Source organism: Streptomyces sp. NRRL S-118 (assembly GCF_000716335.1).
GTDB lineage: Bacteria > Actinomycetota > Actinomycetes > Streptomycetales > Streptomycetaceae > Streptomyces.
In genome coordinates this window covers 35,387-48,506 of record NZ_KL591023.1, presented here as the reverse complement: position 1 = coordinate 48,506, position 13,120 = coordinate 35,387, and the positions used below count along the sequence as shown (strand labels likewise).

Annotated in this window: 11 protein-coding genes; 5 read left to right on the top strand and 6 right to left on the bottom strand. The window is 75.2% G+C overall.

Features of this window, described 5'->3' with window-relative positions:
• Positions 1-38: 38 nt before the first annotated feature.
• Complete coding sequence (locus IH00_RS0129365; RefSeq protein WP_031078872.1) at positions 39-698, top strand: D-sedoheptulose-7-phosphate isomerase; 660 nt, start codon at positions 39-41, stop codon at positions 696-698.
• Positions 695-2,095, top strand: a complete 1,401-nt coding sequence (rfaE2, locus tag IH00_RS0129360) for a D-glycero-beta-D-manno-heptose 1-phosphate adenylyltransferase (protein WP_031078871.1) — start codon at positions 695-697, stop codon at positions 2,093-2,095. Before IH00_RS0129365 ends, rfaE2 begins: the two co-directional genes overlap by 4 nt.
• 74 nt (positions 2,096-2,169) lie before the next feature.
• Here rfaE2 and IH00_RS0129355 read toward each other — a convergent pair whose 3' ends face one another.
• On the bottom strand, positions 2,170-3,429 hold the full coding sequence (locus IH00_RS0129355; RefSeq protein WP_031078869.1) for an MFS transporter: 1,260 nt from the start codon (positions 3,427-3,429) through the stop codon (positions 2,170-2,172).
• Positions 3,430-3,862: 433 nt separating this feature from the next.
• Here IH00_RS0129355 and IH00_RS0129350 point away from each other — a divergent pair, with 433 nt between their 5' ends.
• A complete protein-coding gene (locus IH00_RS0129350) occupies positions 3,863-4,618 on the top strand; it encodes an SDR family oxidoreductase (protein WP_031078867.1) in 756 nt (251 codons plus the stop codon).
• 27 nt (positions 4,619-4,645) lie between these two features.
• On the opposite strand, the gene IH00_RS42925 is transcribed toward IH00_RS0129350, so the two are convergent.
• From IH00_RS42925 to IH00_RS0129330, 4 genes are all read right to left on the bottom strand, one after another.
• Positions 4,646-4,789 (bottom strand): hypothetical protein, encoded by a 144-nt coding sequence (locus IH00_RS42925; protein WP_158827967.1) that lies wholly within the window; start codon positions 4,787-4,789, stop codon positions 4,646-4,648.
• A 98-nt stretch (positions 4,790-4,887) separates the two neighbouring features.
• Entirely contained in the window at positions 4,888-5,226 is a 339-nt protein-coding gene (locus IH00_RS0129340; protein WP_031078866.1) for a DUF3140 domain-containing protein, read from the bottom strand.
• Positions 5,227-5,286: 60 nt separating this feature from the next.
• Positions 5,287-7,737 (bottom strand): SpoIIE family protein phosphatase, encoded by a 2,451-nt coding sequence (locus tag IH00_RS0129335; protein ID WP_031078863.1) that lies wholly within the window; start codon positions 7,735-7,737, stop codon positions 5,287-5,289.
• Between the two features lie 59 nt (positions 7,738-7,796).
• On the bottom strand, positions 7,797-10,226 hold the full coding sequence (locus IH00_RS0129330) for a SpoIIE family protein phosphatase (RefSeq protein ID WP_039947556.1): 2,430 nt from the start codon (positions 10,224-10,226) through the stop codon (positions 7,797-7,799).
• A gap of 802 nt (positions 10,227-11,028) precedes the next feature.
• Here IH00_RS0129330 and IH00_RS0129325 point away from each other — a divergent pair.
• Positions 11,029-11,982: a MurR/RpiR family transcriptional regulator gene (locus tag IH00_RS0129325; RefSeq protein ID WP_031078860.1), complete on the top strand. Its 954-nt coding sequence runs from the start codon at positions 11,029-11,031 to the stop codon at positions 11,980-11,982.
• Between the two features lie 323 nt (positions 11,983-12,305).
• On the opposite strand, the gene IH00_RS0129320 is transcribed toward IH00_RS0129325, so the two are convergent.
• Positions 12,306-12,518: a DUF5133 domain-containing protein gene (locus IH00_RS0129320; protein ID WP_031078858.1), complete on the bottom strand. Its 213-nt coding sequence runs from the start codon at positions 12,516-12,518 to the stop codon at positions 12,306-12,308.
• Between the two features lie 240 nt (positions 12,519-12,758).
• On the opposite strand from IH00_RS0129320, the gene IH00_RS0129315 reads away from it, so the two are divergent.
• The gene (locus tag IH00_RS0129315) at positions 12,759-12,950 is read left to right on the top strand and encodes a DUF2795 domain-containing protein (RefSeq protein ID WP_031078851.1); all 192 of its coding nucleotides are present in this window, start codon (positions 12,759-12,761) and stop codon (positions 12,948-12,950) included.
• Positions 12,951-13,120 lie beyond the last annotated feature (170 nt).

Below are 13,120 nucleotides of genomic sequence, written 5' to 3'. Positions count from 1 at the left end.
CGCCGCCGTCCGCTGGGACGCGCCGCGCCCGGAAGCCCATGACAGATCCCCTCGTTCCCCTCGCACTCGAGGCCGCGCAGCGCCACTGCCGGTCGCTGCAGGACGCGCTCGGCCGGTTCCGCCGGCAGAACCTGGACCGGATCGCTCAGTGGGGCGGCGAGCTCGCCGCCGTCCTGCCCGTGGGCGGCCGGCTGCTCGCCGCGGGCAACGGCGGCAGCGCCGCACAGGCCCAGCACCTCACCGCCGAACTGGTCGGGCGCTACAAGGACGAGCGCCCCGCCTACTCGGCGATCTCGCTGCACGCGGAGACGTCCAGCGTGACCGCCATCGGCAACGACTACGGGTTCGACCAGGTGTTCGCGCGGCAGGTCGCCGCCCACGGCCGCCCCGGTGACGTCCTGGTCCTGCTGTCCACCTCGGGCCGCAGCGCCAACCTGATCGCGGCGGCGGTCACGGGCCGGGCCGCCGGGCTGCGCGTGTGGGCGCTGACCGGCCCGCGGCCCAATGCGCTGGCCGAGGCGGCGGACGAGGCGCTGTGCGTCGAGGCCGACGCGACGGCGACCGTCCAGGAGACCCATCTCGTCGCCGTGCACCTGCTGTGCGCGTGCTTCGACGCGGCGGTGGCCGGGGCCACCGGCCGGCCCGCGCGGGCGGCGGGCGCGGCGGCGCCCGTCGCGGCCCATCGGAGGATGTCATGACCGGACGCAAGCCCCTCGTCGTCGTCGGCGACGTACTGCTCGACGAGGACATCGAAGGTGTCGCCACCCGTCTCTCGCCGGACGCGCCCGCGCCGGTCGTGGACGTCACCGGCGACCAGCGCCGCCCCGGCGGCGCGGGTCTGGCGGCGCTGCTCGCCACCCGTGGCGGCCGGGACGTGATGCTGGTCACCGCGCTCGGCGACGACCCGGCCAGTGAGGCGGTGCGCCGCACGCTGCGGGGCCGCGTCCGCGTGGTGGAGCTGCCGCTCAACGGCACGCTGCCGGTGAAGACGCGGGTCCTGGCCGGCGGCCGGCCCCTGGTGCGCATCGACCGCGGGGGCGGCGACCCGGGGGAACCCGACGGTGCGGTGCGCGACACGCTCGCCGGCGCGCACGCCGTGCTCGTCGCGGACTACGGCCGGCACACCGCGGGCGCGGTACGCGAGCACCTGGCCGCCGTCGCTCCCAAGGTGCCGGTGGTGTGGGACCCGCACCTGAAGGGCGACGCCCCGGTGCCGGGCTCCCGGATCGTGACGCCGAACGCCGCCGAGACGCGCGCGCTGTGCCGAGGCGACGACGAGTCCCTCCGGGCGTACGCCGAGCGGGGCGGGGAGCTGGCCGAGCGGTGGCGGGTGGCGACGGTGGCGGTGACGCTCGGCGAGCGCGGGGTGCTGCTGACGCGGCCGGGAGCCGGTACGCCGATGCTGGTCCCGGCTCCGTACCGGGCCCAGGGCGACCCGTGCGGCGCGGGTGACTGCTTCGCCGCCGCGACGGCCGCGGCGCTCGCGGACGGCGCGCTGCCCGAGGAGGCCGTGCAGCAGGCGGTCGCCGAGGCGGCGGCGTTCGTGGCGGCCGGCGGCTCGGGCAACCCCGGGCTGTGGCGCACCGCTCCGCCGGTCCGGGGCCGCGAGGCGCCGGAGACGGACGCCTTCGCCCTGGCGGACCGGGTCCGCGCGCAGGGCGGCACGGTGGTGGCCACCGGCGGCTGCTTCGACCTGCTGCACGCGGGCCACGTCGGGCTGCTGGAGAGCGCCCGTGGCATCGGCGACTGCCTGATCGTGTGCGTGAACTCCGACGAGTCGGTGGGCCGTCTGAAGGGCCCCGGTCGGCCGCTCAATCCGCTCGCGGACCGGGTGCGGGTCCTCGCGGGTCTCGGCAGCGTCGACGCGGTCGCGGTCTTCGACGGCGACACGCCCGTGGAGCTGCTGGGCCGGCTGCGCCCGGACGTGTGGGTCAAGGGCGGGGACTACTCGGCGGAGGACCTCCCGGAGGCGGACGTCCTGCGCATGTGGGGCGGCCAGGCGGTGGTCCTGCCGTACCTGGACGGCCGTTCCACCACCCTGCTGGCCCGCCGCGCGGCCGAGGCCGCGGCGCCCATCCGGCCTCCGGGCCGCTGAGGGCGGCGGCTGCCGCCGCGCCGCGCCCCGGCTCCCCGGGCGGGGGGGCGGGGGGCGGCAGCCGGTGCGGGAGGCTACGCCGCGGTGCTCAGGGCGGGGCGGTCCGTGAGAGCCGGGGCGGGGACGAGCACCGGCGCGGGGACGCGCCGGCGGTCCTGCAGGACGTAGCCCGCCGCGATCGCGCCCGCGATGACGAGACCGCCGGTGACGAGGGCGCCGCGGGCACCGGCGAGCTCCATGAGGAGGCCGAGCGCCGGGGGGCCCGCGAGGGACCACACGGTGCGGATGCTGCCCCACACGCCGAGGACGCGGCCGCGCAGGTGGGCGGGGGGATCGGTCTGGAGGACCGTCGTGCCGGCGGTGTCGGAGACCGACTCGGCGACGGCCATCGGCAGCACCAGCACCAGGAGGACCGCGAGGGACGGCGAGAGGCCCGCCGCCACCTGGAGCAGGGCGCCGGCGGCGGCCAGCAGGCCCACGACCCGGACGGACGGCTTGCGCAGCCGGGCTCCGACGACCGCTCCGACGATGCCGCCGATGGCGAGGACCGTGGAGACGGTGCCGAAGGCGCCGGCGCCGCCCGCGAGCGGGCCGGTGACCAGTACGGCCAGGGTGAGGCCGTAGTTCCGGCCGAAGACGGCGCTGATGCCGGTGATGCCCGCGAGGGCGACCAGCCGCGGACGGCGCGCGAAGAAGGCCAGGCCCTCCCGCACCGTCATGCCGTCCGCGCCGTCCGGCAGGGTCGCGGCGGCCGGGACGGCCGCGGGCGACGGCCCGGCGACCGCCGCCGGGACCGGGCGCAGGAACGGGATCACCGCGGTGACGAAGAGGAACGACAGACCGTTCGCGGCGTACGCGGCGGCCGTGCCGAAGACCCCGACGGCGAGTCCCGCGAGGCCGGCGCCCGCGAGGCGTCCGGCGTTGTGCACCAGGGAGCCGACACCGATCGCGGACGGTACGTCCTCGGGGCGGACCAGGTCGTTGCCGAGCAGCGCGCAGGCGGGGCCGTCGACGGTGGCGATGAGGCCCGTGACGGCGGCCAGCACCATCAGGACGCCCACGCTCAGCTGGTCGAACGCGACGAGGAACGCGGTGACGAAGGCGACGGCGCCCAGCAGGGACTGGCTGACGGCGGCGGTGAGCTTGCGGGGGAAGCGGTCGACGGCGGCGCCGCCCGCGAGGCTCATCAGGAGCCCGGGCGCGGCCTGCACCGAGAGGGAGAGGCCCGTCGCGGCGGCGGACCCGGTGATCTGGAGGACCAGCAGGTTCTGGACGGTGAGCTGCATCCACGTGCCGGCGTTCGAGACGAAGTTCGCCACGGACCACCAGCGCATGCTGCGGTACTTCAGCGAACGCCACGGGGAGCGGTCGGCGGGGACGGGGGCGGGCGCGGAAGGCGCGGGAGCCGTGGAAGGCGCGGAGGAAGGAGGCACGGTGAGGTACGGGGTGACGAGCCGGTGGACTCGGATGGCGGAATCGGCGGAAGGGGAGGCTTCCTGCTGCTCTGCAAGGGCCGGTCCACCGGATCTGTCTGCTGCTGCGCGCCTCTTCGGAGGCGGTCCCGCAGCGTCGACCATGGTGGCAGAAGTGGGGCGCGCGCCGGGTCGGGCGATGACCCCGCCCGACGGCACCGGGGACCGTCGTGTACCGCTTGACCTGCTGGTTCGCCCCTCCTGGTGTGCTTGCTCACAGTGACCGCCCGACGTGCCTTCCGTAGTGGCGCGGGCCACAGTGGAGGGCAGCGAGCAGCAGCACGAGGAGGCAGCCATGAGCGGCAGCGGAGAGCGGGTCGCCCTTCGGGGCAGGCAGGCGCTGGTGACCGGCGGCGCGCGCGGGCTGGGTGCGGCGATCACCCGGCGCCTGGCCGGTGCCGGGGCGTCCGTCCTGGTGGCGGACGTCCGCAAGGAGCAGGCGCGTGAGCTGTGCGAGGAACTCGACCGCAACGGCGCCCCGGGCGAGGCCCGGTTCGTGGAGCTGGACGTGCGGGACGCCACGGCGGTCGCGGACGTCTTCCGGGAGCTGGAGCAGGACGGGCAGGCCGTGGACATCCTGGTCAACAACGCCGCCGTGGACGTCTCCAAGCCCATCGAGCACCTCACCGCCGACGAGGTCACACGGGTGGTCGCCACGAACCTGCTGGGGCCGATGTACCTGTGCCTGGAGACCTACCGCCGCATGATCGCCCGGGGCGGTGGCCACATCGTGAACATCCTGTCCACCGCGTCGAACCGCACCTGGACCGAGGCGGGCCCGTACTCCTCGGCCAAGTCGGGTCTGCGGGCCTTCACGCACACGCTGTTCAAGGAGGCCCAGCGGGACTGCCCGGGCATCGGCGTCACCGGGATCATCGCGGGCGGCATGGAGACCCCGTTCATCCTGGAGCGCTTCCCGGACGCCGACGTCTCGCTGCTGCAGAGCCCGGACATCGTCGCCGACACGGTGCTGTACGCCCTGTCGGTGCCGGCGGGCAGTGCGGTGTCGGAGCTGGTGGTGGTGCCCCGCAGGGAGCCGTCCTGGCCGTGAGCCGGCGGGTCCTCGGCCCGGGTGCGCTCAGGCTCTCTCCGGCGGGCGCCCGATGCGCAGGACGGCCCGCTCGGCGGGGCCCTGCGTGGCCGGGATGCCGAACGCCCCCTCGTCCCCCAGGTGGGGCAGCGCCGCCTCGACCGTGACGCCCTCCTCGTACGGCTCGATCACCCGCGGGTTGATGGAGGAGGCCCATTCTCCTCGGGCCGCTCGGACGGCCGCTGGAGGGTCCGCGCAACGCCGGCGCCGGTGCCGGTGCCTGACGGACGCTAGACGGGCTTCAGCGGGTCGTGCCCAATGTCCATGAGGCCGTGGCGCCATCCCTCGCCGCCGGCCGTGGGTTCCAGGTCCGGGCCGCGCTGGGTGCGCACGATGCCGCAGACGCGCTCCATGACGGCGACGTCGTCCTCCGTCAGGTCCGTACGGCGCTTGCCGAGGATTTCCAGGACCCGGCGGCCGGTGGCCTTCCCGGCCCGGTCGGGGACCTCCTCGGTCTCCTCGCCGGCCGACGCGACGTTCAGCCACTCCTGGAGTTCGCGCGAGGTCATGTTGACGACGGTGTGGAACTCGTCCCACAGTTCGGCGCTGATCTGTCCGGACGCTGCCATGGCATACCTCCCGACGTTGCGGACGCCCCCCGGGTTTCCGGCCCGCGCGGGGGACAAACGTCACGGCGGGAGAGTCTGCTCGGCCCAGATCGTCTTGCCCGTGGCGGTGTAGCGCGTGCCCCACTGCTGGGTCATCTGCGCGACGAGGAACAGACCGCGGCCGCCCTCGTCGTCGCTGCCGGCGCGGCGCAGGTGGGGTGAGGTGTGGCCGGTGTCGGAGACCTCGCAGATGAGGGTGCGGTCGCGGATGAGCCGCAGCTGGACCGGCCCGGCGGCGTAGCGGATGGCGTTGGTGACGAGTTCGCTGACGACGAGCTCGGTGGTGAAGGCCACCTCGCCGTCGAGGCCCCAGGCGCCGACCTGCCCGGTGGCCAGGGAACGGGCGCGGCCCACCATCTCGGGGCTGTCGGCGAGCTCCCAGGTGGCGACCTGGTCGCGGTCGAGGAGGTGCGTACGGACGAGGAGGAGGGCGGCGTCGTCGTCGACGGGGCCGGGCAGCAGGGTGGCGACGGCCCGGTCGCACAGCTCGTCCAGGGGTCCCTGGTGGTCGGCGAGCACCGCGCGCAGCGCGTCGAGCTCGGTGTCGCGGTCCCGGCCGCGGCCCTGCACGAGGCCGTCGGTGTACAGGGCTAGGAGGCTGCCTTCGGGGAGGGTGATCTCCGCGCCCTCGAAGGGCAGTCCGCCGAGGCCGAGGGGCGGGCCCGCGGGCAGGTCGGGGTGGCTGACGGAACCGGTGTCCGGGTCGACGACGGCGGGCAGCGGGTGACCCGCGCGGGCCATGCTGCACCGGCCGGTGACGGGGTCGTAGACGGCGTACAGGCAGGTGACGCCGAGGGCGGCGTCGTCGGGCACCGGGTCGGCCTCCGTGTCGCCGGCGGGCGCGCCCTCGGCGCTCGCGGCGACGGCGGTCCGTTCCTGGGCCGTCTGGGTGATCAGGTCGTCGAGCCGGGTGAGGAGCTCGTCGGGCGGGAGGTCGAGCTGGGCGAGGACGTGGACGCTGGTGCGGAGCCTTCCCATGGTGGCGGCGGCGCGCAGCCCGTGGCCGACCACGTCGCCGACGACGAGACCGACGCGCTTCCCGGACAGGGCGATGACGTCGAACCAGTCGCCGCCGACGCCGGTCTTGATGTCGGCCGGCAGGTAGCGGTGGGCGATCTCGACGCCGGACAGCCGGGGCAGGTTCCGCGGCAGCAGGCTTCGCTGGAGCATGAGGGCGGCGGTGTGCTCCCGGGTGTAGCGGCGGGCATTGTCGATGCAGATGGCGGCGCGGGCGACGAGTTCGTCGGCGACGGGCAGGTCCGCGGCGCCGAACGGGTCGGGGTGGTGGTCCCGGACGAAGGTGACGACACCGAGGGCGGGGCCCTTGGTGCGCAGCGGCACCACGAGCCGGGAGGAGGCCGGGTCCGCGTCGGGCGGGCTGTCGAGCACGGGGCGGCCGGTGGCGAGGGAGCGCGCCTGGGGCGAGTCGGGCGGGTAGTCCACGGGCCGGCGGGGGGCGGCCCCGGGTGCCGGGGCGCCGTCCACGGGTCCGTCCCACACGCGCACGACGCGGCGGGCGGGTGCGGTGCCGGGGGCCGGCTGGTCCCCTTCGAGGACCGCGTCCAGGAGGTCGACGGTGACGGCGTCCGCGAACTGCGGCACCGCCACCGCGGAGAGCTCCTGCGCGGTGCGGACCATGTCGAGGGTGGTGCCGACGCGTCCGCCCGCCCGTACGAGCAGGTCGAGGCGCTGCTGGGCGAGGTAGCGGTCGGTGATGTCGACGGTCTCCTCGCACACGCCGAGCGTGACGCCGTCCGCGTCCTGGAGGCGGTAGTACGAGCACGACCAGACGTGGTCGTGGAGGGGGTCGATGGGCGGCCGGCCCCGGTAGTGGAGCTCGATGACGGGTTCGCCGGTGGTGAGGACCCGCTGCATGGTCTCCTCCAGCGTGGACGGGTAGCCGGCGGAGAGGACCTCGCCGTCCTCGACCATCTCGTCGGGCCCCAGGCCCGCGTACTGGCTGGTGCCCATCTCCTGGAACAGGGCGTGGTTCGTCCACACGACCCGCAGTGCGGTGTCGTAGATGGCCAGCCCGACGGGCGACTGGGTGGCGAGCCCGCGCAGCATCGACTGCAGGGCCTCCCAGTGCTCGGTCTCGTCGGCGTCGGCCAGTGCCAGGAGCCGGGCGGGGCGGGCGTCGGCGCCGGGTCCCTCGCTGATGTGGAAGAGCGGCAGCGTCGCGGACGTGACCCGGATGATGCGGCCGTCCCAGTGGCGCATGTGCAGGATCCGGCGGCGGGCGCCCGAGGCGCCGGGCAGCCGGGCGGCTCTGTGGTAGGTACCGGCCCGGTCCACCACGAAGGTGCCGAGGGGGCGGCCCACGGCCTCGTGCGCCGGGTAGCCCAGCAGCGCATGGGCCGCCGGGCTCCAGCCGACGACCGTGTCGTCGGCGTCCAGGACGGCCGTCGCCGCTCTCGTGACGTCGAGGGGGCCCCGGAAGTCGGCACCCTCGGCCGCGTTCACCGCGCTCATGGCACCTGCCTTCGTCGTCTCCTGATGATCGCCCGGTCGTGCGGGGGCCACAACCGCGCTCACCGCGCACGGGGCGCGGCGCCCGGTTCCGGGCGCGCGGCGAGCAGCAGCGCGATGTCGTCGGGACGGTCGGTGGCGGCCGTGGCCTCGTGGATGAGCCGGTCCGCCGCGTCGGCCAGGGAGGCGCGGCCGACGGCGGCGAGGGCGCCGCGGAGTCGTTCGATGCCGAGGTCGATGTCGGTTCCCGGCCGTTCCACCAGCCCGTCGGTGAACAGGGCGAGGACGGCGCGGGGCGGCAGGCGGAACTCGCTGACCGGGAACGGGGCGTCGGGGTCGATGCCGAGGACGACGCCGCCGGCCAGGTCCAGGACCTCGGTCCGGCCGTCGGGATGCCGCAGCAGGGGCTGCGGGTGCCCGGCGCGGACGGCCCTGACCACGCCGGTCGCGGGATCGAGGTCGACGTAGCAGCAGCTGGCGAACTGCCCGGGGTCGAGGTCGATCAGCAGGCTGTTGGTGCCGCTCATCACCTCCTCGGGGTCGTGCCCGCTGAGCGCGAAGGCGCGGACGGCGCTGCGCAGCTGGCCCATGGTGGCCGCGGCGGAGACCCCGTGGCCCTGGACGTCGCCGATGACCAGGGCGATCGCGCGCCCGGTGTCGATGACGTCGTACCAGTCGCCGCCGACCTCCATGCCCTGGGTGCCCGGCAGGTAGCGGCCGACGGTCTCGACGCCGCGCAGGCGGGGCAGCCGGTGGGGCAGCAGTGCGTCCTGCAGGCCGCGGGCGAGGGCGGCCTCGGAGTCGTAGCGCTGGGCCCGCTGGAGGGCCTGCGCGATCAGTCCGGCGAGGGCGGTGAGGACGGTGCGCTCCTCGGGGCTGAAGCCGCGCGGCTGGTCGAAGCCGAGGATGCAGGAGCCGATGGGGCGGCCGGAGGCGATCAGGGGGAGGAAGGCGCGGGCGCCGACGTGGGCGTCCAGGGGGATGCCGGGGTAGGCGTCCGCGAGGTGCTGCATGGACTCGAAGAAGATGGGCCGGCCGGACGTGAGGGTCTCGACGCCGGGCAGCCGGGCGTCGAGTGGGACGCCGTCGAAGCGGTCCAGGAAGCCCTGCGGGAAGCCGGTCTCCCAGGCGAGGCGGAGGTTCCGTTCGTCCAGGAGGTAGATGGCGAGCTGGCGGCCGCCGAAGGCGGGCAGCAGTTCCTCGGTGACCACCGCGGAGACCTGGCGGATGGTGACCGCCTCGGTGAGTGCGATGGCGAGGGCGACGGGCCGGTAGAGCACGGAGGCCTGGTCGGCCAGCGAGCCGAGGCCGGCGGCCGGGCCGCCGCCGGGTGCGGTGACCGGGCCGGGCGTGAGCACGGGCGGTTCCTCGGCGGCGAGGACGATGGTCAGCCCGTCGTGGCCCGGGTGGAGGGAGACGGACAGCCGGCTGCCGGTGGGGACGTGGGCCAGGAAGTGGACGGGGTCGTCCGAGAGCAGCGCGGCCCGGAAGTGCTCCTCGTGGGCGGGGTGGCCGAGCCACGGCAGGGCCTCGTACAGGGAGCTTCCGACGAGCTCCTCGCGGGGGCGGCCGAGCAGGGCCCCGGCCGTGCGGCTGGCGAAGGTGACCCGGCCGAGCCGGTCGGCCGAGACCATGCCGCGCGGCAGGCGGTCGGCCGCGGCGGCGGCGACGGGGCCGTTGCCGGGGTCGACGAGGGAGCCGGACAGCCGCCGGCGGCCGTGTGCGGTCAGTTCGAGGAGGCAGGGCCGTCCGTCGGGCCCGCGCACCCAGATCCGGCGGGGCACCGGCTGCCCGGACTCCGCCGCCTGACCGGCCAGCACGCGCAGTCCGTGGGCGTCCTCCGGCGCCAGCAGGGCCATCAGCTCCTCGGCGGTGCGGAGGAAGACTCCTTCGGGCGGGCCGCCCGGCCCGGCGCCCAGGAGGATGGTGCGCAGTTCCTCGTCCCCGGTGACGGCCCCGCTGTCGAGGTCCCACTCCAGGTGGCCGACGCGCACCGGTGGCGTGCCGGTCGCGGGGAGCTGTACGCAGTCGGGCTCGCGGTCCCAGGTGACGGGGACCTCCCGCGCGGCGAGGTGCGCGAGGCGGCCGGCGAGGCGCTGCGCGATGTGGGCCATCCGGTCGAGGTCGGCCGCCCCGACACGGCGCCCCGCAGCGGCCGGGCGCAGCACCACCAGCACGCCGAAGCGGTCGCTGCCGTGGGTGACGGGGGTGTACAGGGAGCCGAAGGGGAACGGCAGGCCGGCCATCAGCTGCGGGAAGCGGCGCATGGCGTCCTCGGCGTCGGCGAGGGCGACGGTCCGGCCGGAGCGGTAGGCCTCGGCGATGGGGAAGGGGCGGTTCACGTGCATGCGCCACCAGGGCCGGAACAGCGGTCCGGGCAGGCCGCTCAGGACGGCCAGCCGCAGCAGTCCGGGGGTCCCGGAGCGCAGGTAGGCCCCTCCGGCGAACCCACCGACCGCCTCGACGGCGCTCACGGCGGCCTGCGCGAGCACGGCGCCGAGCTCGTCGGAGCCGGCCGGCTTTCCCCCGGCTCCACGAGGGGTCGCCCCGCCGCCCACAGCCGTCCCGCCGCCCGCAGGCGTCCTGTCCGCAGGCGTCCCGCCGGCCGACGGCTCGTCGGAGCCGGGCCCGCCCGGCACACCGGCCCCGTGCCCGTCGCCACCGGACACCGCACCCGCCCCCGCACCTGCCCCCGCTCCCGGACCCGCTCCAGGGGCGACGGGCGCGCGGGCGTCGCGCGGCCGACCGGGCGGGCCGTCCTCGGCAGCGGCGGGTCCGCTGTTCCCGGGCCGGGCCGCCGGCCGGTCGTGCGCGACCGGGTCGACGGGACCGCGGCCGCCCGTCACCGGCTCGTGGGACACCCGCCCCTGGGGCGCCCGGAAGTCCGGAGCCGCGGACGGCGCGGAAGGCGCGGAAGGGCGGCCGGCGGACGCGGCGCCGGTCGCGCGGGGCGCGGGGTACGAGGGCGCGGGCGGCCCGCCGCCGTCCCGGGTCCCGGCCTCACCGACGCGCTCGCCGGTGGCCGCCCGGCGGTCCGCCGGGCGGGGATCGCTGTGCGGTCCGTCTGGCATTGTCGTCCCCCCTCACTCGGCGGGATCCGGCCGGAGGCGCCGCGCCCCGCGCCTGCCGGGACGGACGGGACACCCCCAGGATGCTCCCCGCCGGACCGGTCGCGCACATCGGTGGGCGTCACGGCGCCGTCCGGTGCCGCTCACGACGCCGCTCACGACGCCCTCGGCGGCTGCGGACGGTGAAGTATGTTGAGGACGATCGGGACTGGAAGGAGGCACGCCGGTGCCATCAGGGCAGCAGGCACGCGCACAGGCGGCCGCGATCCGGCGGGGCCTGGAGGCTCCTCCGGGGCAGGGTGGCGGTGAGGACGGACCGGGCGCGCAGCCGACGCCCTCCGACCGGGTGCTGGCGCTCTTCGGCGGCCACCGCCTCTCCCCCGCGCAGCGCCGCATCGCGCAGTACATGATCGACCACCTCACCGAGGCGGCGTTCCTGTCGATCACGGATCTGGCGGAGCGCGTGGGCGTCAGCCAGCCCTCGGTGACCCGGTTCGCCACCTCCCTCGGCTACAGCGGCTTCCCCGCGCTGCGCGAGGCGCTCCAGCCCATCGCGCTCAGCGCGGTCGCCGGGGTACCGGACGCCGGCGAGGAGGTCCGGCGCAACGAGTTGCAGGCGGCCGTCGACGCGGAGATCGAGAACCTGGAGGCGCTGCGCCGGCTCGTGGCGGACCCGGGACAGATCCTCGACATCGGGCGGGAGCTGGCCGGCTCGGTGCCGCTGACGGTGCTGGGCCTGCGGATCTCGGTGTCGCTGGCGGAGTACTTCGCCTACGCCGCGCGCCGTATCCATCCCGACGTACGGCTGGTGACCCGCGGCGGCAGCGTCGCCTACGACGCGCTGCTGCAGTCGCGGGAGGCGGGCGGTACGTGGGTGCTGGCGTTCGCGATGCCGCGGCACGCCAACGAGACGCTGGCGGCGCTGCGGACGGCGCGGCGCACCGGGCTCCGGGTGGCGCTGATCACCGATCTGACGCTGGGGCCGCTGGTGGAGGAGGCGGATGTGACGCTCACCGCGGGGACGGGATCACGCCTGGTCTTCGATTCGTACGCGGCGCCGGGTGTGCTGTCGGCGTCCGTGCTGCAGGCGATGGCCGATGCCAATCCGGAGCGGACGCAATTGCGCCTGGAAGGGTACGAACAGGCCGCGGAACAGCACAGTTTCTTCCTGGACGACTGACCCCCGCCGACGTCGGAGCGACGCCTCGCCGGGGGTGTTTTCACGCCACCGGCCCGCATGAAATTTTTCATGCACTTGCTTACTCGACGGTAAATATATTTACTTCTCGAACGACCGGGGGCCCGCCGGATGACAGTCATGGCAGGCACCCCCGGCACACCCCTCAAAGCCCTGCCAGCAGGGCCTTGAAACAGAACACGGCCCGATCGGCGCTCCCTCCTCGCGCCGGTCGGGGGGTGTTCCCACCGGGCACTCCGTCTCCCCTCGGATGCCCGTGGCGGCCCCGGTCAACCCCTGGACCGGGGCCGCCTCAATTCGACCGGTCAGGTACTTGCGGCCGCGGCGGCAAGTCGGGCCCGGGCGGCAGCCAGCGCCTGATCGAGCTGGCGCGTTCCTGTCGTCACGCAGAGCGTGTACGTCACGTCCTCGAGCCGGCGTTTGAGGTCGGGGGCGATGGACAGCCCCTGAGCGGCGGTGCACAGGGATTCGTAACGGGCCACGAGTTCCTGAAGCACTGCGGGATGCGCCAACAGCATGAACGTACCTGCCTTTCCACGCCACAAAGCACACGGTGGGAGGGATGCCGGTACCGGCCTCCCGAGGCCGGCTGCGCCAGTCCCCTGCCGGGACGCCATCCCCGCACTTGGATGTGCCCGCGCGCTCCGCTCCTCAACCGACATTGTGATGCAACCGTGACGGATCCGCGCAGCATGGACACAGCAGGTGATCATCCGTTTTCCGGTGATGTTTCCTAAGACGTGGGGTATTCGTCGCATATGAACGTGAACCCCATTGAAATGCAGAAGGCTCTCGGCGGTGTGCACTACCCCGCGTCGAAGCAGGACATCGTCGGCACGGCGCAGAAGCACAAGGCCGGCCGGGACGTCATGGAGGCGCTCAAGTCGCTGCCGGAGAAGGAGTACGACTCGCCGGCCGCCATCAACAGAGAGGTGAGCAAGGATTCCTGAGCCGAACCGGACCGTCCGCCCCGCCGCCCGCCACGGGACCGCGGGGCGGAGCCGTGTCCGGGGGTCACCCGAGTGGACGGCGTGGGACTGTGCCGCGCCCTTCCGCGCGCTCCACTGGGGAGGAACGTGGCGGCGCATGTGCCGAAGTCCTCCGCACGGCAAGGCAACCC

Excerpts from the sequence above, each read along its gene's own strand:
- IH00_RS0129365 (WP_031078872.1), top strand. The coding sequence starts at position 39 with ATGACAGATCCCCTCGTTCCCCTCGCACTCGAGGCCGCGCAGCGCCAC.
- rfaE2 (WP_031078871.1), top strand. The coding sequence starts at position 695 with ATGACCGGACGCAAGCCCCTCGTCGTCGTCGGCGACGTACTGCTCGAC.
- IH00_RS0129355 (WP_031078869.1), bottom strand. The coding sequence starts at position 3,429 with ATGCGCTGGTGGTCCGTGGCGAACTTCGTCTCGAACGCCGGCACGTGG.
- IH00_RS0129350 (WP_031078867.1), top strand. The coding sequence starts at position 3,863 with ATGAGCGGCAGCGGAGAGCGGGTCGCCCTTCGGGGCAGGCAGGCGCTG.
- IH00_RS0129340 (WP_031078866.1), bottom strand. The coding sequence starts at position 5,226 with ATGGCAGCGTCCGGACAGATCAGCGCCGAACTGTGGGACGAGTTCCAC.
- IH00_RS0129335 (WP_031078863.1), bottom strand. The coding sequence starts at position 7,737 with ATGAGCGCGGTGAACGCGGCCGAGGGTGCCGACTTCCGGGGCCCCCTC.
- IH00_RS0129320 (WP_031078858.1), bottom strand. The coding sequence starts at position 12,518 with ATGCTGTTGGCGCATCCCGCAGTGCTTCAGGAACTCGTGGCCCGTTAC.
- IH00_RS0129315 (WP_031078851.1), top strand. The coding sequence starts at position 12,759 with ATGAACGTGAACCCCATTGAAATGCAGAAGGCTCTCGGCGGTGTGCAC.